Source organism: uncultured Castellaniella sp., assembly GCF_937988725.1.
Classification (GTDB): Bacteria; Pseudomonadota; Gammaproteobacteria; order Burkholderiales; family Burkholderiaceae_B; genus Castellaniella.
Map to the genome: position 1 here is coordinate 1,395,415 of NZ_CALKHS010000010.1, position 18,396 is coordinate 1,413,810.

Sequence of the window (18,396 nt, forward strand, 5' to 3'; positions counted from 1 at the left end):
TCAGTTTTATGATTCGTCGTATCCCATCTGACATATAACATGAAATGTTAGATAGCATTTCAAAATCGGAGACTCCCATGGCAATCGCAAGCGAACACCCGAACGGCGAAGCCGGCCCTCTCGCGCCTTCCGCCGCGCCGCCGCAAGACGCATCCCCCACGTGCTGGAGCCCGGAGCTGAACACGGACGTCTGCCGCGGCCTCTACAACGAAGACCTGGCCCCCGCCAGGGAACGCAACTGGGGCGCCTTCAGCATCTTCAACGTCTGGACCTCGGATGTGCACAGCCTGTGGGGCTACTACCTGGCCGCCAGCCTGTTCCTGCTGTGCGGCAGCTTCGTCAATTTCCTGCTGGCGATCGGCCTGGGCTCCCTGGTCATCTTCGCGATCATGAACATGCTGGGCTATGCCGGCGTCAAGACCGGCGTGCCCTACCCCGTGCTGGCCCGGGCGTCGTTCGGCGTCTGGGGAGCCAACCTGCCGGCGCTGGTGCGGGCGGTGGTGGCCTGCTTCTGGTACGGCGCGCAGACGGCCGCCGCGTCCTGGGCCATCGTCGCCCTGCTGACGCGCAACGAGGCGCTGATGCACTTCCACCAGACGACGCATCTGTTCGGCCACTCCGGCCTGGAAGTGATCTGCTTCGTCGTGGTCTGGGCCCTGCAGCTGCTGATCATCCAGAACGGCATGGAAACCGTGCGCCGGTTCCAGGACTGGGCGGGCCCCGCCGTCTGGATCGCCATGCTGGTGCTGGCGGTGGGCCTGACGATCAAGGCCGGCGGCTTCTCCCTGGAGCACGGAATCCCCCTGGACGTCCTGCTGGAAAAGACCCGCGACGCGGGGGTGCCCGGAGAGCCCGGTTCGCTCTCGGCCCTGATGGCCGTCGCCGCCACCTGGATCACCTATTTCGCCGCGCTGTACCTGAACTTCTGCGACTTCGCCCGCTACGCCCCGGACAAGTCCGTGGTGCGCAAGGGCAATGTCTGGGGACTGCCGATCAACCTGATCCTGTTCTCGCTGGTGGCCGGCGTCACCACCATCGCCGCCTTCCAGGTGTACGGCGAAGTCCTGCTGCACCCGGAACAGATCTCCGCCAAGTTCGACAGCTGGTTCCTGGCCCTGCTGGCCGCCCTCACCTTCGCCGTGGCGACGCTGGGCATCAACGTGGTCGCCAACTTCGTCTCCCCGGCCTTCGACATTTCCAACGCATTTCCCCACAAGATCAGCTTCAAGGGCGGCGGCTACATCACCGCGGTGATCGCCCTGTGCCTGTATCCGTTCTCTCCGTGGGACGGCAACGCCGCGACCTTCGTGGGCGCCATCGGCGCGGTCATGGGACCGCTGCTGGGCATCATCGTGGCAGACTACTACCTGATCGCGAAAGGCCGGATCGACGTCGCCGACCTGTATCGGGAAAACGGCCGCTATCAGTTCCACAAGGGCTGGAACATCGCCGCCGTGATCGCCACGGTGATCGGCGGGCTGTTCTCCAGCATCCTGCCCCACCTGACCGACTGGCTGCCGTCCTGGTGGGGCATCTACGGCTGGTTCTTCGGCGTCATCATCGGCGCGGGCGTCTATCTGGCGCTCTGCAGACTCCCCGCCATGAAGCATCCCTACGCGCGCGCCGCCTGACCTTCCCCGCGCCCGCGAAAACGGCAATGGCCCCGCCAGGAGGCCATCGCCGTTTTCATGCCGCCTGCGCGCCGGAGCTTCAGACCGCCGAGAGTTCCGGCAGGTCCACGCCCCACCAGCGCAGTGTGCCCGCCAGATGCTGGCGGACCGCCAGCATGGCGGCGTCTTCCCGCCCCTGCAGGATGGCATCCAGGATCTGCAGATGTTCGTCCATCGCCGGAATGATGCGTTCCGGCAGCAGGCGGCGCGACAGCTGCAGCACGGTGATGCGGTCATGATTGCTGGCATAGACGCGGGCCGCCAGGGGATTGCCCAGGGCGCCGGCCATGGCCAGATGCAGCTTCCAGTCGACCTCCATCGCCCGCCGCTGCAGTTCCGGGGTGATGCCCCGGCCGGCCTGGAGGCGGACTTCCGCGTGCTCGTCGCGCAAGGCGTCCAGCCCGTCCCGCCCCGCCCGGGCCGCCAGCACCCGGGCGCCTTCCTGATCCATCAGGCAGCGCAGATGGAAGCAGGCCTGGATCGTATCCGGCGTCGGTTCGATGACCAGCACCCCGCGCTTGGGCAGGATCTGCACCAGGCCGACCACCTCGGCGCGCTTGACGGCCTCGCGCACCGGCGCCAGGGGAAAGCCGGACCGCTCGACCAGTTCGGCGATCGACACCATCTGGCCCGCGCGCACGGCCCCGTCGAACAGCAAGCCCTTCAATGCCCCGAAGGCCTGATCGGCAAGCAGCATGTCCGTCATGGTCAGACGCCCTCCGCGGCGGCGTTCGCCGCCTCGTCGCTCAAGTCGACCTGGATGCGGCCGTCCAGCACGTCGCGGGCGCGCTGGCGGTCCACGTCGCCTTCCCAGGCCCCGACCACCACCGTCCCGACGCAATTGCCGATCATGTTCGTCAGCGCGCGCGCCATGCCCATGAACCAGTCGACGGACAGCACCAGCACCAGGCCGATGGCGGGAATGTCCGGAATGACGCTGAGGGTCGCGGCCAGGATGACGATCGCCGAGCCCGGCACGCCATGGGCCCCCTTGGAGGTCAGCAGGGACACGCCCAGGATCAGCAGCAGGTGCGAGAATTCGAGCGGCGTGTCGGTCGCCTGGGCGATGAAGATGGCCGCCAGGGTCAGATAGATGGAAAAACCGTCCAGGTTGAAGGAATACCCGGTGGGCACCACCAGGCCGACCGTCGAGCCCCGGACCCCCATCAGTTCCAGCTTGCGCATGACCTGCGGCAGCACGGCATCGGACGAGGCCGTGCCCAGGACCACCAGCAGCTCTTCACGCAGGTAGCGCAGCAGCTTGAAGATGTTGAAGCCCGCCAGGCGCAGGATGATGCCCAGCACGACCAGCACGAAGATAAAGCAGGTGACGTAGAACAGCGCCACCAGCAGGCCCAGCGACCCCAGGGTGCCCACGCCGTACTTGCCCACCGTGAAGGCGATGGCGCCCAGCACGCCCAGCGGCGCCAGCTTGACGATGAAGCCGATGATCTTGAAGAAAACGTGGGACAGGCCGTCGACCAGCTTCGCCACCGGCTTGCCCCGTTCGCCCATCAGCGCCACCGCCACGCCGAACAGGATGGAGATCAGCAGGACCTGCAGGATGTCGCCCGACGCGAAGGCATCCACGAAGGTTGTGGGGATGATGCGCATCAGGAACCCGACCGTGTCCGTCGCGCCGCCGACCCTGGACGTGTAGGCGGACAGCGCGCTGGCATCCAGCGAACTGGGATCCACGTGCATGCCGTGTCCCGGCGTGAACAGATAGGCCAGCGCGATCCCCAGCGCCAGGGCGAAGGTCGTCACGACCTCGAAGTAGACCAGCGCCTTGACCCCCACGCGACCCACCTTGCGGATGTCGCTGGTCCCGCAGATGCCGTGCACCACCACGCAGAACACCAGCGGGGCGATGATCATCTTGATCAGCTTGATGAAGCCGTCGCCGAACGGTTTCAGCGACACGGCGAAGTCGGGCCAGAAGACCCCGACGCCGATCCCGAGGATGAGGGCGATGACCACCTGCCCGAATAATGAACCGCAGAACTTCTTCATTGTCTCGCTCCTTGTCGCGAATGGGGATGCAGGGTAAGTCCCATGTTTTCTCTGGTTTTATGCGGATATATTATACGAAAAATATCAACTTGAATATATAGTGAAATGTCAATTGAAATTTCTGGCATCTTTCGCTGAACCGGCCTAAGTTACGGGTGTATGGCCGACACGACTCGGCAAGCCCGGCTGCCTTCCGCGAAAAGACCGACTCTTCTCACTCAGGAACAGCAATGCGCATTCTCGTCGTCAACGTCAATACCACGGCCTCCATGACGGCCTCGATCGCGGCCTCGGCCCGGGCCGCCGCATCCCCCGGAACCGAGATCGTCGGCCTGACGCCGACCTTCGGCGCCGACTCCTGCGAAGGCAACGTGGAAAGCTATCTCGCCGCCATCGGCGTGCTCGACCAGGTCCTGAAATATCCGCACCCCTTCGACGCCGTGATCCAGGCCGGATTCGGCGAGCATGGCCGCGAAGGCCTGCAGGAAGCGCTGGACGTGCCGGTCGTGGACATCACGGAAGCGGCGGCCGTCATGGCCGGCCTGCTGGGCCACAAATTCGGCGTGGTCACCACGCTGGACCGCACCGTCCCGCTCATCGAAGACCGACTGCTGCTGGCGGGCCTGGACCGCCGCTGCGCCGCCGTCGTCGCCAGCGGCATGAGCGTGCTGGAACTCGAAGAAGATCATGACCGGACCGTGGCGGCCATCGTCGCCAAGGCGAAGGACATCGTCGCGAACCATGGCGTGGAAGTCATCTGCCTGGGTTGCGGCGGCATGGCCGGCCTGGACGAGGCCGTCGCGGCCGCGACCGGCGCCCCGGTCGTCGACGGGGTCGCGTCCGCCGTCACGCTGGCCGAAGGGCTCGTGCGCATGAAGCTGAGCACCTCCAAGATCCGCACCTACGCGCCGGCGCGTCCCAAGAAGATCGCCGGCTGGCCCCTTCCATGATTTCCTGGGCGGCGCCCGGCCGAAGCGGGCCCGCCCATTCGAAAACCCGGACCGCCTCCCCCTCGGACCGGACAAACCAGCGAGAACGCCACCATGTCCCAGCAAATCGCACACACCGTCTCCAACGAGGAACTGGCCGCGCAGGATCCCACCGGCCGGCTCTATAACGAGGACCTCGCCCCGGCCCACCCGACCCACCGCAAATGGAACGGCTACCAGCTCTTTTCCCTGTGGATGAACGACGCCCACAACGCCGGGAACTACACCTGGGCGGCCGGCCTGTTCGTCGGCCTGGGCATGTCGGCCTTCGACATCACCCTGGGCATCTTCCTGGGCTCCCTGATCATCCTGGCCGGCTGCTGCCTGTCGGGTTTCATGGGCCAGGCCACCGGCACCCCCTACCCGGTCATCAGCCGCATCACCTGGGGGATCTGGGGCGCCAACATCCCGGCCGTCGTGCGGGGCATCGTGGCCATCGCCTGGTACGGCGTGCAGACCTACCTGGCCTCCATCGCCCTGAACGCCCTGCTGTCCCGGGCCATCCCGGGCTTCCGGGAACTCAGCCTGGACACGTCCGCCAGCTTCCTGAACCTGTCCCTCGGCGGCTGGATCTGCTTCCTGGCGCTCTCCATCATCCAGCTGGTCATCGTGCGCAAGGGCATGGAGGCCGTCCGCCACTTCCAGGGCCTGGCCGGCCCCGTGATCTGGGTCGTCATGCTGGTCCTGATGTTCTACTTCCTGTCCAAGGCGAACTGGTCGTTCGACTGGTTCACCGGCCCCAACGGCACCAAGGTCTCGGGTGACGCGCAGATGCGCAACATCATGATCACCATGGCGCAGACCGTCGGGACGCTGGCGACCCTGATGCTGAACTTCTCGGACTTCGCCCGGTATTCCCCCGACCGGAAATCCATCGTGGCGGGCTGCGCCTGGGGCCTGCCGATCAACTGGACGGCCTTCGCCATCACCTCCGTGGTGACGACGGCCGCCGCCGCGCAGGTCCTGAACGCCGACATCAGCCAGATCAAGGACCCCGGCATCCTGCTGGAACACGTGGACAATTCCGTCATGTTCTACGTCTTCACGACGGCCTTCGTCTTCGCCACCATCGGCGTCAACATCGTGGCCAATTTCGTCTCGGCGGCCTTCGACATTTCCAACATCAACCCGCGCCGGATCAGCTTCCGCACGGGCGGCCTGATCACCGCCATCGTCTCGATCATCGTCACCCCCTGGAACTACTTCAACAACCCGGTGATCGTGGGCTACTTCCTGGGCAGCCTGGGCGCCCTGCTCGGCCCCTTCTTCGGCATCCTGGCCGTGGACTACTACCTGGTCCGCAAGCAGAAATTCAGCATCCGCCACATGTACCTGCCCAAGCCGGAATCGATCTACTACTTCAACAAGGGGGTCAGCCGCTACGCCCTGTACGCCCTGATTCCGTCGGCCATCGTGTCGCTGAGCGTGGCGCTGCTGCCGGCCTTCTCCGAAATCAAGGACTTCGGCTGGTTCATCGGCGCGCCGCTGGCCGGCATCCTCTACTACCTGTTCGCCAACAACCGGGTCGTGGTCCTGCCCGCCGAAGAACTCAAATAACCCCTTGCCATATGCTTAAAGACTGAAAAGCTTTGCAGCGGCCAATCGGCCTGGATAGAATTAAAACCCATAAGGAATGCCGTTGATATAACGGCACTGATTAAACCCCCGCCGTCCCATCCTTCCGGGCGGCGGGGTTTCTACTATCGAGGCCTGTTCATGAAAAAACTTTCCGCGCTCGTCCTGGCTTTCGCCCTGCCCCTGCTATCGGCGGCGCCCGCCGCCCAGGCGGCGACCGACGATCTGGCCGCCATCCAGAAGGCCGGCGTCATCCGTATCGGCACCGAGGGCACCTACGCCCCGTTCTCCTTCCACGACCGCAAGGACAACGCGCTGGTCGGTTTTGACGTGGACATCGGCCGCGCCATCGCCAAGCAACTGGGCGTCAAGGCGGAATTCGTCGAGGGCAAATGGGACGGCCTGATCGCCGGGCTGAACGTCAACCGCTACGACGCGGTCATCAACCAGGTCGGCATCACGCCGGAACGCCAGGCCAAGTACGATTTCTCCAAGCCGTACATTTCCTCCGCCGCCGCCCTGATCGTGCGGGACGACAACACCTCGATCCATGCCTTCAAAGACCTGAAGGGCAAGCGCTCGGCCAACACCATCACCAGCAATTTCGGCAAGCTGGCCCAGCAACACGGAGCGGAAGTCGTGCCGGTGCAGGGCTTCAACGACGCCATCGCGCTGCTGACCTCCGGCCGCGTGGACGCCACGGTCAACGACGAACTGTCCTTCCTGGACTTCAAGAAGCAGCAGCCCGCCGCCAAGGTCAAGGTCGTGGCCACGGACACCAGCACGGAATTCAGCCAGTCGGGCGTGCTGCTGCGCAAGGATCAGCCGGCCCTGAAGGCCGCCGTGGACAAGGCGCTGGACGCGATCCGAGCCGACGGCACGTACAAGGCCATCTCGGAACGCTACTTCGGCGCCGACCTGTCTTCCCGGGTGAAGTAGGACCGGTGTTCTATACTGCGACACGATCTGCAAGGAGCTCCCGAACGTGCCGGACTGGTTGCATCTGATGGCAAATTCCCTCTGGCCGCTGCTGGTCGGGGGGATTCAATTCACCGTGCCGCTGGCGATCCTGTCCTTCCTGATAGGGCTGGCGCTGGCGTTCCTGGCGGCCATCGCGCGGCTGTTCGGACCCGCGCCGCTGGTCGCCCTGGTGCGCTTCTACATCTGGCTGATCCGGGGCACGCCCCTGCTGGTGCAGCTCTTCGTGATCTTCTACGGCCTGCCCAGCATCGGCTTCGTCCTGGATCCGCTACCGGCCGCGCTGATCGGCTTCTCGCTGAACGTCGGCGCCTACAACGCGGAAGTCATCCGGGGGGCCATCGAAGCCATTCCCCGGGGCCAGTGGGACGCCGCCTATTCCCTGAGCATGACCCGCGCCCAGGCGCTGCGCCGCACGATCCTGCCGCAGGCCGCCCGGGTGGCCGTGCCGCCGCTGTCCAATTCCTTCATCGCGCTGGTCAAGGACACGTCCCTGGCGGCCGTCATCACGGTGCCGGAAATCTTCCAGGCGGCGCAGCGCATCGCGTCCGTCACCTACGAACCGCTGATCCTGTACACGGAAGCCGCCCTGATCTATCTGGTGCTGTGCACTTTCCTGTCGGCCGCGCAGACGCGCCTGGAACGCCATTTCGGCCAGCACGCCATCTTTTCCGAGGGCCAGCGATGATCCAGCTGCAAGGCATCCGCAAATCCTTCGGCGGACACGAAGTCCTGAAGACCGTCAGCGTCGCCATCCCCGAAGGCCAGGTCACGGCGCTGATCGGCCCGTCGGGCAGCGGCAAGAGCACGCTGCTGCGCTGCGTGAACCTGCTGGAAACGCCTGACGAAGGCGCGCTCGCCATCGGCGCGGAAACCATCCGCTTCCAGCCCGGACAGCACCCGGACCGGCCCGCCGTGCAGCGCATCCGCCAGCAGACCGGCATGGTGTTCCAGAACTTCCAGCTGTTTCCGCACCAGACGGCCATCCAGAACGTGATGGAAGGCCTGATCACCGTCAAGCGCTGGTCGCGCGACCGGGCCTATGCGCGCGCCTGCGAATTGCTGACCAAGGTCGGCCTGCGCGACAAGGCCGATGCCTGGCCCGCCAGCCTGTCGGGCGGGCAGCAGCAACGCGTGGCCATCGCCCGCGCCCTGGCGCCCGAACCGCGCGTGCTGCTGTGCGACGAACCGACGTCCGCCCTGGATCCGGGACTGGCGGCGGAAGTCGTGGCCGTGCTGGGCGCCCTGGCCCATGAAGGCATGACCATGCTGATGGCCACCCACGACCTGCGGCTGGCCGCCCAGATCGCCCGGCAGACGGTATTCCTGGAAGACGGCGCCGTCGTCGAGTCGGGGCCGTCGCAAGACCTGTTCCAGCACCCGAAGGACCCCAGGACGCAGCGCTTCGTGGTCACGCTGCAGGGCTGAACCGCATCGTCCGATGCGCCATCGGCGTCCGGCGCCGCGCGGCCGTCAGGATCGCGCGATCCGCGACGAACGCGAACCGGCGGGTCAGGAAGACGCCCCCGTCGCGGGCGCCGGAGCCGCCGCCGTGTATTTGGCGCCCGCCACGCAGGCCACCACGAAGGCGGTGACGGCGATCATCGTCGTCGTGACGGATTCGCCCAGCAGCCAGGCCGACAGCAGCAGGCCCAGGAAGGGCTGCAGCAGCTGCAGCTGGCCCACGGCCGCGATGCCGCCCAGGGCCAGCCCCCGATACCAGAAGATGAATCCCACCAGCATGCTGAAGATGGCGACGTAGGCCAGGCCCAGCCAGGCGGACAGGGACACTCCCGCCGCATCGGCCGGCCACAGCAGCGCCATCAGCGGCAGGCTGAGCGGCAATGACAGGACCAGCACCCAGCAGATCACCTGCCAGCCCCCCAGGCTGCGGGCCAGGCGCCCGCCCTCGGCGTAGCCGTAGCCGCACGACAGCACCGCCGCCATCATCAGGGCGTCGGCGCCCAGGGACCCGGAGCCGTCCTGGCTGAAGGCGAATCCCGCCACGGACGCGGCGCCCAGCACGGCGAACGCCCAGAAGGCGCGGGACGGGCGCTCGTTGCCCAGCCAGGTGCCAAAGAGAGCCGTCGCCAGCGGCAGCAAGCCGATGAAGACCAGCGAGTGCGCCGAGGTGATGGTGCGCAGCGCCAGCGCGGTGCACAACGGAAAGCCGAGCACCACGCCCAGCGCCACCAGGACGAGCGTGCGCCATTCGGCGCCGGCGGGACGCCGGTCGCGTCCGGCCAGGATCAGGGCCAGCGCCAGCAGCCCAGCCAGGGCGGAGCGCCCCGCCGTGACGAACAGGGGGTCCAGCCCCAGCACCGCCACCCGCGTGGCCGGCAGCGAACCGCTGAAAATCGCCACGCCGATCGCGCCGTTGATCCATCCCCGTGTGCTTGCCTGCATGAAACGTCCCGCTTCTTCAATGTGTGTCCACCGAGCGGACACTATGCCGGCCGCGCCTTGTCCTCGCCAGATACAGTCTGGTACAGTATCGCGGAACTGTACTGGTTTTATCCGACATGCCCCTTCCCACCGCCAAGCCCGGCCGCACCGCCCACGTCGTGCAATATGTGCGCCAGCGCATCGCGGCCCGCGAATGGCAGCCCGGCACGCGCCTGCCGTCCCTGCGGTCCATGGCCCGCCACCAGGGGGTGTCCAAATCCACAGTCGTCGAAGCCTACGAACGGCTGGTGGCCAACGGCGCGATCCGCCCGCAGGCCGGATCGGGCTTCTACGTCGCCGGCCCGCTGGCGCCTCTGTCGCTGGCGGAAATCGGCCCGCGCCTGGACCGGCAGGTCGATCCGCTCTGGGTCGCCCGGCAGTCGCTGGACATGGGCGCCCAGGCGCTGAAGCCCGGCTGCGGCTGGCTGCCCGCCGACTGGATGCCCACGCAGCTCATCCGCAACGCCTTGCGGCAGGCCGCGCGGGAACCGGACGCGCTGCTGACGGACTACGCGGCCGCCCTGGGCCTGCCCGCGCTGCGGACCGCCATCGCGCAGCAACTGTCGCAGCGCGGCCAGGCGGCGGATCCCCGGCAGGTGCTGGTGACGGATTCGGGCACCCAGGCCATCGATCTGCTGTGCCGCTTCCTGATCCGCCCGGGAGACACCGTCCTGGTGGACGATCCCTGCTATTACAACTTCCTGGCCCTGCTGCGCGCCCACCAGGCCCGCATCGTCAGCGTCCCCTACCAGCCGGACGGCCCGGACATGGACAGCTTCCAGCACACACTGAGCCAGCACCGGCCCCGGCTGTACCTGACCAATTCCGGCCTGCACAACCCCACCGGCGCCAGCCTGTCGCGCCACAAGGCGCAGCGGATCCTGGAGCTGGCCCGGGCCCATGACCTGATCCTGGTGGAAGACGACATCTTCAGCGCCTTCGAACCGGCGCCGTCCGCGCATCTGGCCGGCCTGGACGGGCTGGACCGCGTGATCCAGATCGGCAGCTTCTCCAAGACGCTGTCGGCCAGCCTGCGCTGCGGCTACCTGGTGGTGCGCGCGGACTGGATCGACGCGCTGGCCGATCTGCGCACGGCCACGACTTTCTCCGGCGCGTGGCTGACCCAGGCCATCGTCAGCCACGTGCTGCGCGACCCCGCCTGGCCCCGCCACATCGGCCTGCTGCGCCAGCGCCTGGCCCAGGCCATGGGCCGCGCCGCGCCGCTGCTGCAAGGCCTGGGGCTGGAGCCCTGGCACGTGCCGCCCGGCGGCATGTTCCTGTGGTGCCGCCTGCCCGACGGCCTGGACGGCACCCGGCTGGCGTCGCTGGGCCTGCAGCAGGGCCTGGTCCTGGCGCCCGGCAACGTCTTCAGCCGGTCCCAGACCGCGGCCGACATGCTGCGCTTCAATGTGTCGCAGATGGACGACCCCCGCCTGCCCGGCCTGCTGACGGCCCTGATGGATCAGGCCGGGCGCATGGCGCATACTGCGGACATCGCCGAACCTCCTTCTTTCATGCCACGGCCATATCGACCATGAACGATCCGCATTCCACCGAAGTCCTCAACGCTTTCACGGGCACCCTGCGCGCGCAGGTCGAAGCCCTGCCGCCCGCCTGGCGCTCCACGCTGGAAACCCCGCACCTGCAGGGCATCCTGGCGCGGCTGGACGCCATGCTGGCCGAACGGCTGGCGGCCGGCGCGCAGATCTTTCCCCTGCGGCCGTTTCGCGCCCTGATCGAAGTTCCTCCGGAAGCCGTGCAGGTGGTCATCGTGGGGCAGGACCCCTACCACGGCCCCAACCAGGCCCAGGGCCTGGCCTTCTCCGTGCCGGACTTCTGTCCCACGCCGCCCAGCCTGCGCAACATGTTCAAGGAACTGTCCCTGGAATACGGGACGCCCGACCAGCCGCCGCGCAACAGCCTGGTGCGCTGGGCGCGGCAAGGAACGCTGCTGCTGAACACATCGCTGACGGTGGAGGCGCACCAGCCCGCGTCCCACGCGAAGAAAGGCTGGGAGCACATCACGGACGCCCTGATCATGCGGGTGCTGCGCGAACCGCGCCCCAAGGTGCTGCTGTTGTGGGGTTCGCACGCCCAGGCCCGCCGCCAGCTGCTGGAACTGCAGGCCCCCGCGGGCCCCGTCCAGGTGCTGATGTCCAATCACCCGTCGCCTTTGTCGGCCCTGCGCCCGCCGCGCCCCTTCATCGGTTGCGGCCATTTCCGGCAGGCCAACGAATGGCTGCAGTCCCAGGGGGAATCAGGCATCGACTGGATGCTCGCCAAGTCCCCTGCGGCCGCTGCGGGATATGGCGGCTGAAGATCCGGATTCCGTTCCGGCCGCCGGCCACACGCGGATGCAGTCGCGCCCCGCGGTCTTGGCCGCATACAGGGCCTGGTCGGCCCGCGCCAGCAGACGGTCCAGGTCGTAGCCGACGTGGCGCGAGCAGGCGACGCCGACACTGACCGTCAGCCGGCAGGGCAGGACGCCGGCCTGAGCGGACAGGTGGCTGCGCAGACGAGCCGCCAGGGCCTGCGCCCCCAGGGGCCCCAGGTTGGCGGCCACGACGACGAATTCCTCGCCGCCCAGGCGGGCATGCAGGGTCTGCTCGCCGGCCACCTGCCGCAGGACCTGGGCGAAGCACACCAGCACACGGTCGCCGGCTTCATGGCCGAAGCGGTCGTTGACCTGCTTGAACCAGTCCAGATCGCACATCAGCACGGCGATATCGGCCCCCGACGCGCGCGCCTGCGCCAGCAGGGCCTGGCCCCGCTCGAACAGCGCCCTGCGATTGGGCAGGCCTGTCAGGGCGTCATGCAAGGCGGCATGGCGGTAATTCTGCTCGGCCCGCGCCCGCACCATCATCAGAACGCCGAAGGACAGGCAGATCGCGAAGAACAGGCCCTCGAACATGACGAGCGCGAAATCCGGCCAGTGCTGCCACACGACCTGCTTAGGAGGCGCCGGCGGAATCCGGTACGCATAGAACAGGCCATGGATGATCAGGAACGCCATCAGGGGAGACGCCGCCCTGGGGTACTGCCGCCATTCGGCCCAGATTTCCGTCAGCGCCGCGCCGATGTAGCCCAGACACAGGACCGAATAGATCGCCACGCGCAGATCGGCATCGGCCATGAACCTGGGCCACTGGGCCAGCATCAGCCAGACGGCGGCCCCGGCCGCCAGCCAGCGCCAGGACACGGGCCGGCCGGCGAAGACGCGCAAGCTGGTCCACAGGCAGGCGTGCCCGGTGATCATGAGCATGTTGGCGAAGATGACGGACAAGACCAGCAGATCCGCATGCCCGCGCGTCACGCCCAGCAGGAACCCCAGGCACGCCAGCCACATCCCCGCAGCCGTCCACAGCAGGGTCCGGTCGCGCTTCACCTGGAACGCGGCCAGGAAGGTCAGGCCGCCGGTCAGAAACAGGACGAAGGCCGCGACAACCAGCATAGTCCGCGGATCGAAATTCACCATCAGAGACTCGCCCTTTCAAGAATTGCAGGCAAGTCACGGCAAAGCGTCACACGCCAACACTCACAATCTGTATCAAGTCACTATGATATAGGGCTTGAGCACATCCCAGCCACATTTCCCCCATGAACATCCACTTTGACCTGGTCTACGCCGCCGTCCTGGCCGGCGCCCTGATGCACGCGGTCTGGAACGCCCTGGTCAAAGGCAGCGACGACACCTGGCTGAGCGCCATTAACATCACGGCCTGGTCCGGCATCCTGGCCGTCTGCATATTGCCCTGGCTGCCGCAGCCCGACGCCGCCAGCTGGCCCTTCCTCCTGACGTCGCTGGTGTTGCAGGTGAGCTACATGCGGCTGGTGGCCCGCGTCTACAAGGTGACCGACATGAGCGTCGGCTACCCCGTCATGCGCGGCACCGCGCCGCTGCTGGTCGCCACGGTGTCCGTGCTGTTCCTGCACGAAGACCTGGGACCCTGGGCGCTGGGCGGCATCCTTGCCATCTGCGCCGGCATTCTCTGCATCGGCCTGCCCGCGCGCCGCCTGACGCAGCAGGCGGCCGGCGCGGGCGGCTTGAAACTGGCCCTGCTGAACGCCGCTGTCATCGCCAGCTACACCCTGGTGGACGGCTTCGGCGTGCGGCTGTCCCAGGCGCCCGCCGCCTATACCCTGTGGATATTCGTCACGCAGGGGCTGGTCATGGTTGGCCTGGGCCTGTCCGCGCGCGGCCCCGGCCTGCTGCGCGCGCTGCCGGCCCGCTGGGGATCCGGCCTGCTGGGCGGGGCGGGATCGCTGATCTCGTACGGCACTGCCCTCTGGGCCATGACCCTGGCGCCCATTCCCGTCGTGGCCGCGCTGCGGGAAACGTCCATCCTGTTCGGCATGCTGATTTCGGGGCTGGTGCTGCACGAGAAGCTGACGCGCCAGCGCCTGCTGGGCGCCGGCATCCTGGTGCTGGGGGCCGCGCTGCTGCGCCTGGCCTGAGCGGCCCCGGACGCGGGTTTTCGATTCGTATAATGAGCGGACCTGCGCAGCGGCGCAGGCCGCCACGACGCCCTTCATGCCACAGTCTTCCACGTCCGCCTCGCTTTCCATCCCCAGCCTCACCGCGCCGGTCGCCATGGGCTACATCCCGCTGGGCGCGGTCTTCGGTTTCCTGTTCGTCCAGGCGGGCGGCGACGCCTGGCTGGCCATCGCCTCCAGCCTGCTGATCTACGCGGGCGCCGCGCAATTCATGATGGTGCCCATGCTGGCGGCCGGGCTGCCCGTCGGCGCCATCGCCCTGGCCACCCTGGTGCTGAACCTGCGCCACGTGTTCTACGGGCTCTCTCTGCTGAACCACATGCCGGCCTCCCGCTGGCAGCGCTGGTACGGCATCTTCGCCCTGACCGACGAAAGCTATTCCGTGCTGACCGCCCTGCCCGCCCAGGCCCGCGCCCGGCGCCTGGCGCTGGTCTGCGCCCTGAACCAGGGCTGGTGGGTGCTGGGGACGGTGCTGGGGGTCGCGCTGGGCGCCCAGGTCCAGATCGGCCTGACGGGGCTGGATTTCGTGCTGGCCGCCCTGTTCGCCGTGCTGGCCGTCGAACAATGGCGGGCGCGACGCGACGTGCTGCCCATCTGGATCGCCCTGGCCGCCTACGCTGCGGCGCTGCTGGCGCTGCCCGCTCAGGCGCTGGCGCTGGCCATCGCCCTGAGCCTGCTGGCGGCGGCCCTGCGCCCCGCACGGGCGGCTCCCCCGGCAGCTTCAAGCAGGCAGGACGCATCATGACCGATACCGGTTACGTCCTGACCGTCATCGGCGTCATGGCCGCCATCACCGCGGGCCTGCGGGCGCTGCCCTTCATCGGCGGGCACTGGCTGCGCCGCCATCCGCTGGTGCACAAGCTGGGCGACACCTTGCCGCTGTCCATCATGGTGCTGCTGCTGGTCGACACCGTGGCCGGCCAGGCGCGCGGCAACCCTTACGGGCCGTGGCAGGAGATCTTCGCCGTGGCGCTCGTCGCGCTGCTGCAGTGGCGCACCCGCCAGACTCTGCTGAGCATCGTCGCCGGGACGGCGGCCTACATGGCGCTGCGCGCGCTGTAGATCCGCCCCGGAGCCCCGCCCGGCCGGCACCCGGCCGGCACCCTCTACAATGAGACATCGCTTTCCAGCTCCAGGATGTCGCCATGCCCAGCTTTGATGTTGTTTCCGAAGTCGATAAACACGAACTGACCAATGCCGTCGACCAGGCCAGCCGCGAGCTGGCGACCCGCTTCGATTTCAAGGGCGCCGACGCCCGCTTCGAACTGGACGGCTACGTGATCAACCAGTCGGCCCCCAGCGCCTTCCAGCTGGGCCAGATGCTGGACATCCTGCGCGGCCGCCTGTCGGCGCGCGGCATCGACGTGCGCTGCCTGGACGTAGCCGACCCGCTGGAAAACCTGGGCGGCGCCCGCCAGAAGGTCACGGTCCGCCAGGGCATCGAGCAGGCCACCGCCAAGAAACTGATCGCCGCCATCAAGCAGGCCAAGCTGAAGGTCGAAACCCAGATCAACGGCGACAAGCTGCGCGTCTCCGGCAAGAAGCGCGACGATCTGCAGCAGGTCATCGCCCTGCTGCGCAAGACCGACGTGGAACTGCCGCTGCAATACCAGAATTTCCGCGATTGAAGCGCGGCGGGGCCCCGGCTGTCAGGATTTTCCAGCCAGGGCGTCCAGCCGCGACGCCAGGGCGTCCGAGCGCAGCGACGCTTCGTAGTGCGCCCGCAGGCCGGCCTCGTCCCAGCGTCCGGCCGCGACCTGCATCAGGTCGGCCTTCATCGACCTGAGCACGGCCGGTTCGCAGGCGCGGATGCCTTCCACATAGCGTTCGACGGCGGCCATCAGATCCCCGGGATCCACCAGTTCGTGCAGAAAGCCGATGCGCAGCATCTCCCGGTCGTGTATGGCCTGGCCCGTCAGGAACAGCTTCTTCGCCGCCGCCAGCCCCAGCACCGTCACGTACCGGCGGATCCCGCCCGGATAGTAGTGCAGCCCGATCCGCGACGCCGGCATCAGGAACCGGCTGCCGGCCACGCCGATGCGAAAGTCGCAGCACAGGGCGAGATCCGTCGCCCCGCCGTACACGCTGCCGTTCAGGGCGCAGATCGTCGGCAGGGGAAAGGCTTCCAGTTCATCCAGCATGTCTTCGAAGCGGCTGTCCAACTGGTCGCGGATCGCGCCCAGGGTATAGCCGGAACTGAAGGTCTTCTCGCCCGCCCCGGTGAGCACCAGGGCGCGGATCCCGTTCCGATCCGCCGCCCGGCGCAGATGGCCGCTGATCACGGCGCAGTCGTCCGGCGCGATGCGATTGTGCTGCGAGACCCGGCGCAAGGTCAGTGTGGCCACGTCTCCTTCGAATGCCAGCGCGGGGGCTTGATCCTGCATGATGCGAGTTCCTTGCGAATGTGGTTGCGGTCGGGCGTCCGATGGGCGGTCACTGCCCGGGCCCCATCAGGCGGTCCGGCAGCCAGGTGACGAGGTCGGGAAAAACGACCAGCACGACGATGAAGGCCAGCATGATCGCGACGAAAGGCAGCACGCCCAGCATGATGTCGCGCAAGGCGACCTGGGGCGCCACCCCCTGGATGACGAACAGGTTCAGGCCCAGGGGCGGATGGATCAGGCCGATTTCCAGGTTGATGGTCATCATGATCGAGAACCAGACCAGATCGATGTTGCTTTGCGTCAGCACCGGCAGGATGACCGGCATGCTCATCAGGATGACCGACACCGGCGGCAGGAAGAAACCGGCGACCAGCAGAAAGACGTTCAGCAGCAGGATCAGCTGCCAGTCGCTGAGCCCCCAGCCGAACACCCATTCCGCCAGGCTCTGCGTGATGTACAGATAGGACATCATGTAGGCATACACGGCGGCCCCGGCCACGATCATGAGGATCATGCAGGACTCGCGCACCGTGTCGCGCATCATGGGCCAGATGTCGCGCATCCGGTAGGCGCGGTACAGGAACACGACCAGGGCCAGCGCCATGAAGGCGGCCACGGCGGCGACCTCGGACGGGGTGGCGAAGCCGGTGTACATGAACACCGTCACCGCCACGATGATCGCCAGGAAAGGCAGCGACTTGACGGACCCGCGGAGCTTTTCGCCGAAGGAATAGCGTTCCCGCACCGCCGCGCCGCCCCGGCCGATGCGGTCATAGCGGACGCTGGAGAGCCAGGCATACACGGCGAACAGCACGACCAGCATGATCCCCGGCACCACGCCGGCCAGGAACAGGCGGGCGATCGACGTATGCGTCACGATGCCGTACACGATGAGCGTCAGCGACGGGGGAATCAGGATGCCCAGCGTGCCGCCCGCCGCGATGGACCCCGTGGCCAGGCGCGGCGGCACCTTGCGCTCGATCATTTCCGGAATGCCGATCTTGCCGATGGCCGCCGCGGTGGCCGGACTGGACCCGCACATGGCCGCGAACAGCCCGCACCCCAGGATGTTGGCGATCACCAGTCCGCCCGGCACGCGCACCAGCCAGCGATGCAGAGATTCATACAGGTCCTTGCCCGCGCGCGACGCCCCGATGGTGCAGCCCAGCAGCACGAACAAGGGAATGGTCAGCAGCGCGAAGCTGGACAGCTCGCCGACGAAGACGTTCGCCACGGTGGCCAGGGCGCCGCCGTCGCCGAATATCGCCAGGAAGGCAACGGAGATGAAGACCAGCCCGAAACCGATGGGAATGCCGGAGAACAGCACCAGGAAGGTGGCGACGAACAGCAGGAAGCCGATTTGCAATTCAGACATGGTCGATCTCCCGCCGGCGCGCGCCGATCGCCCGCGCGATGTCCAGGGCATACTGCAGCGCCGTCAGCGACATGCCGATGGCGACCGTCGAATACTTGGGCCACACCAGCGGCTGCCAGATGCCCAGGGCGCGTTCGCCGGTGACATAGGCGTGGATCGTCATTTCCAGGCCCGCGTAGCCCAGATAGAGGCACACCCCGCAGGCCAGGACCCTGGGCAGCACGGCCATCCACCGGGCCGCCGGCCCCGACAGCAGGCTGTCCAGCAGGTCCATCTTGACGTGCCCGCCCGTGGTCAGCGTGTAGGGCGACGCCAGGAACGTCGCGCCGATCATCAGCTCGATCGCGGTTTCCAGTTCCCAGGAACTCTGCAGGCCGATGCCGCGCTTGAACACCATCCAGGTGATGATGACGGTCGCGGCGACCAGCAGGACGGCGGCCAGGATCGCCAGGGTCGCATTGACCCTGGCCATG

General features: G+C 67.4%; 19 protein-coding genes. 12 read left to right on the top strand and 7 right to left on the bottom strand.

Going from position 1 to position 18,396, the window contains the following annotated elements:
• Nucleotides 1–77: 77 nt before the first annotated feature.
• Nucleotides 78–1,631, top strand: coding sequence for an NCS1 family nucleobase:cation symporter-1 (locus Q0263_RS16950; RefSeq protein WP_298018917.1), 1,554 nt, complete (start codon nucleotides 78–80; stop codon nucleotides 1,629–1,631).
• 79 nt (nucleotides 1,632–1,710) lie between these two features.
• Here Q0263_RS16950 and Q0263_RS16955 read toward each other — a convergent pair whose 3' ends face one another.
• Nucleotides 1,711–2,376: a GntR family transcriptional regulator gene (locus Q0263_RS16955; RefSeq protein WP_298018920.1), complete on the bottom strand. Its 666-nt coding sequence runs from the start codon at nucleotides 2,374–2,376 to the stop codon at nucleotides 1,711–1,713.
• Nucleotides 2,377–2,378: 2 nt separating this feature from the next.
• On the bottom strand, nucleotides 2,379–3,683 hold the full coding sequence (gene dctA, locus Q0263_RS16960; protein WP_298018923.1) for a C4-dicarboxylate transporter DctA: 1,305 nt from the start codon (nucleotides 3,681–3,683) through the stop codon (nucleotides 2,379–2,381).
• Between the two features lie 230 nt (nucleotides 3,684–3,913).
• Here dctA and Q0263_RS16965 point away from each other — a divergent pair, with 230 nt between their 5' ends.
• The 5 genes from Q0263_RS16965 to Q0263_RS16985 all read left to right on the top strand — a co-directional run bounded on the left by Q0263_RS16965 (nucleotide 3,914) and on the right by Q0263_RS16985 (nucleotide 8,653).
• Nucleotides 3,914–4,633, top strand: a complete 720-nt coding sequence (locus Q0263_RS16965) for an aspartate/glutamate racemase family protein (protein WP_298018925.1) — start codon at nucleotides 3,914–3,916, stop codon at nucleotides 4,631–4,633.
• A 93-nt stretch (nucleotides 4,634–4,726) separates the two neighbouring features.
• Complete coding sequence (locus Q0263_RS16970; protein WP_298018927.1) at nucleotides 4,727–6,229, top strand: NCS1 family nucleobase:cation symporter-1; 1,503 nt, start codon at nucleotides 4,727–4,729, stop codon at nucleotides 6,227–6,229.
• Nucleotides 6,230–6,388: 159 nt separating this feature from the next.
• A complete protein-coding gene (locus Q0263_RS16975) occupies nucleotides 6,389–7,186 on the top strand; it encodes an amino acid ABC transporter substrate-binding protein (protein ID WP_298018929.1) in 798 nt (265 codons plus the stop codon).
• Between the two features lie 46 nt (nucleotides 7,187–7,232).
• On the top strand, nucleotides 7,233–7,913 hold the full coding sequence (locus Q0263_RS16980; RefSeq protein WP_298018932.1) for an amino acid ABC transporter permease: 681 nt from the start codon (nucleotides 7,233–7,235) through the stop codon (nucleotides 7,911–7,913).
• Nucleotides 7,910–8,653, top strand: coding sequence for an amino acid ABC transporter ATP-binding protein (locus Q0263_RS16985; protein ID WP_298018935.1), 744 nt, complete (start codon nucleotides 7,910–7,912; stop codon nucleotides 8,651–8,653). The genes Q0263_RS16980 and Q0263_RS16985 overlap by 4 nt, the downstream gene beginning before the upstream one ends.
• 84 nt (nucleotides 8,654–8,737) lie before the next feature.
• On the opposite strand, the gene Q0263_RS16990 is transcribed toward Q0263_RS16985, so the two are convergent.
• Entirely contained in the window at nucleotides 8,738–9,631 is an 894-nt protein-coding gene (locus Q0263_RS16990) for a DMT family transporter (RefSeq protein ID WP_298018937.1), read from the bottom strand.
• Between the two features lie 116 nt (nucleotides 9,632–9,747).
• Here Q0263_RS16990 and Q0263_RS16995 point away from each other — a divergent pair, with 116 nt between their 5' ends.
• Complete coding sequence (locus Q0263_RS16995; RefSeq protein ID WP_298018939.1) at nucleotides 9,748–11,208, top strand: PLP-dependent aminotransferase family protein; 1,461 nt, start codon at nucleotides 9,748–9,750, stop codon at nucleotides 11,206–11,208.
• Nucleotides 11,205–11,987, top strand: coding sequence for a uracil-DNA glycosylase (locus Q0263_RS17000; RefSeq protein ID WP_298018942.1), 783 nt, complete (start codon nucleotides 11,205–11,207; stop codon nucleotides 11,985–11,987). Before Q0263_RS16995 ends, Q0263_RS17000 begins: the two co-directional genes overlap by 4 nt.
• Here Q0263_RS17000 and Q0263_RS17005 read toward each other — a convergent pair.
• Nucleotides 11,928–13,121 (bottom strand): GGDEF domain-containing protein, encoded by a 1,194-nt coding sequence (locus Q0263_RS17005; protein WP_298018945.1) that lies wholly within the window; start codon nucleotides 13,119–13,121, stop codon nucleotides 11,928–11,930. The two genes, Q0263_RS17000 and Q0263_RS17005, sit on opposite strands and share 60 nt — an antisense overlap.
• Nucleotides 13,122–13,267: 146 nt before the next feature.
• On the opposite strand from Q0263_RS17005, the gene Q0263_RS17010 reads away from it, so the two are divergent.
• The 4 genes from Q0263_RS17010 to Q0263_RS17025 all read left to right on the top strand — a co-directional run bounded on the left by Q0263_RS17010 (nucleotide 13,268) and on the right by Q0263_RS17025 (nucleotide 15,792).
• Nucleotides 13,268–14,125: an EamA family transporter gene (locus Q0263_RS17010; protein WP_298018948.1), complete on the top strand. Its 858-nt coding sequence runs from the start codon at nucleotides 13,268–13,270 to the stop codon at nucleotides 14,123–14,125.
• A 76-nt stretch (nucleotides 14,126–14,201) separates the two neighbouring features.
• On the top strand, nucleotides 14,202–14,909 hold the full coding sequence (locus tag Q0263_RS17015; protein WP_298018951.1) for an AzlC family ABC transporter permease: 708 nt from the start codon (nucleotides 14,202–14,204) through the stop codon (nucleotides 14,907–14,909).
• Entirely contained in the window at nucleotides 14,906–15,226 is a 321-nt protein-coding gene (locus Q0263_RS17020) for an AzlD domain-containing protein (RefSeq protein ID WP_298018954.1), read from the top strand. The genes Q0263_RS17015 and Q0263_RS17020 overlap by 4 nt, the downstream gene beginning before the upstream one ends.
• Before the next feature lie 83 nt (nucleotides 15,227–15,309).
• Complete coding sequence (locus Q0263_RS17025; protein WP_298018957.1) at nucleotides 15,310–15,792, top strand: YajQ family cyclic di-GMP-binding protein; 483 nt, start codon at nucleotides 15,310–15,312, stop codon at nucleotides 15,790–15,792.
• A 21-nt stretch (nucleotides 15,793–15,813) separates the two neighbouring features.
• On the opposite strand, the gene Q0263_RS17030 is transcribed toward Q0263_RS17025, so the two are convergent.
• The 3 genes from Q0263_RS17030 to Q0263_RS17040 are packed head-to-tail and all read right to left on the bottom strand — an operon-like array spanning nucleotide 15,814 to nucleotide 18,395.
• Complete coding sequence (locus tag Q0263_RS17030) at nucleotides 15,814–16,548, bottom strand: enoyl-CoA hydratase/isomerase family protein (protein ID WP_298018960.1); 735 nt, start codon at nucleotides 16,546–16,548, stop codon at nucleotides 15,814–15,816.
• A 49-nt stretch (nucleotides 16,549–16,597) separates the two neighbouring features.
• Nucleotides 16,598–17,923, bottom strand: coding sequence for a TRAP transporter large permease (locus Q0263_RS17035; protein ID WP_298018963.1), 1,326 nt, complete (start codon nucleotides 17,921–17,923; stop codon nucleotides 16,598–16,600).
• Nucleotides 17,916–18,395, bottom strand: coding sequence for a TRAP transporter small permease subunit (locus tag Q0263_RS17040; protein ID WP_298018966.1), 480 nt, complete (start codon nucleotides 18,393–18,395; stop codon nucleotides 17,916–17,918). Before Q0263_RS17040 ends, Q0263_RS17035 begins: the two co-directional genes overlap by 8 nt.
• Nucleotide 18,396 lies beyond the last annotated feature (1 nt).